This window comes from Streptomyces sp. HD (assembly GCF_028369295.1).
Taxonomy (GTDB): Bacteria; Actinomycetota; Actinomycetes; order Streptomycetales; family Streptomycetaceae; genus Streptomyces.
This window is the reverse complement of sequence record NZ_JAQMYP010000148.1, coordinates 1-1,200: the sequence shown is the minus strand read 5'-3', so window position 1 is coordinate 1,200 and position 1,200 is coordinate 1. Positions and strand designations below refer to the sequence as shown.

Genomic DNA, 1,200 nt, shown 5'->3' with positions numbered 1-1,200 from the left:
TCGTGAACGCCTTCGCGGGACGGCGGCGTGTCCTGCGCGCCGGCCGGCAGGACCGGGATCCCGGACCGCAGTCCGAGGAACTCCGGCTCGCGCTGAGGCAGTACCGGGAGATCACCCGGCGACTGCTCCACATCCCGGCGGCCACATGCCCCGCGCTGCGGCGGAACGCGGAGTAGTGTGGACAGTACCGAGAGCATTTCGCACACCGGCTTTCACGCCGGGTCGTTCTCGGCGAAAGATGAAACCCGGGCCGCCGCAGAGGCGGCCCGGAGACGGGTCCGCATCATGTCGGCGACCTTGTACCCAACCCTGCCGCACCCCGAGCCCGTCGCAGCCCCGGCCGCGCGTCTCGCTTTGAAGACCGACGGCACCTCCCGTGGACTCCTGGACGGGGCCTGGTGGCCCCGATCCCGGGATCTGCTGAGCGAACTTCCGGCGCTCACCGACGTGTTGGACCCCTTGTGGGGCCGCATCACCCGCATCGCCGTCAACCCGGAGCACTGGCCGGTCATCCCCCGCAAGGTTCCCGTGGACGGTCACATCGTCAAGGTCGGCTGGTTCACCCCGGAGATCGACCCGCACAAGCTGCTGCTGCTCTCCTACGGCACCGGCCGCTGGGACCTGCTGGTCATCCCGCCCGAGACCGGGGCGGAGTCGGCGGCCCGGCTGATGGCTGCCGCCTCCGACCACGACGGCCCGCCACTGACCGCGAGCGCGCTCATCGCCGCGGACGAGGCCCGGCACGCCGTCTCCGCGACCGACGGGCCACTGGACCCGGACGAGGCATGGGAGTACGAGGGCGGCGCCCCCGCGGTGTCCGCGACCGTTCCCCGGCAGACCGGTCCGCCCGACCGGGCCAGCCGCCTGATCGTCGGCATGTGAGGTGGCCGCCATGAACGCCTTCCTGACAGCCGCCGCCATCGTGGTCCTCATCGCAGCGGCGGCATACGTGATCCACCGGCTCAACCTCCAGCACGCCGACAGGATCGCCGTGCACCAGTACAGCGCCCCCCTGCCCGGCCGCCGCGGCCGCGGCACGCCCCAGCCCCCGGTGGGACCGGACCGGTCCGAGCCACCGACCACCGGCGAACGACGGGACCACCGCGACGGGGGCCGCGGCCGCTTCCCACCGCGCCGCCGCCGCAGCCGCACCACTCACCACAGGTGACCAGCCGGCTTCCGTCAGCGGCCGCGCGCACG

General features: G+C 73.2%; 2 protein-coding genes. Both read left to right on the top strand.

What is annotated here, in order from left to right; genetic code table 11:
- The first annotated feature begins 177 nt into the window (after positions 1-177).
- On the top strand, positions 178-882 hold the full coding sequence (locus POF73_RS45725; protein WP_272125464.1) for a DUF5994 family protein: 705 nt from the start codon (positions 178-180) through the stop codon (positions 880-882).
- 10 nt (positions 883-892) lie between these two features.
- Positions 893-1,168, top strand: coding sequence for a hypothetical protein (locus POF73_RS45720; protein WP_272125463.1), 276 nt, complete (start codon positions 893-895; stop codon positions 1,166-1,168).
- The last annotated feature ends 32 nt before the right edge of the window (positions 1,169-1,200 follow it).

Coding starts and splice junctions, on each gene's coding strand:
- POF73_RS45720 (WP_272125463.1), top strand. CDS start 893: ATGAACGCCTTCCTGACAGCCGCCGCCATCGTGGTCCTCATCGCAGCG.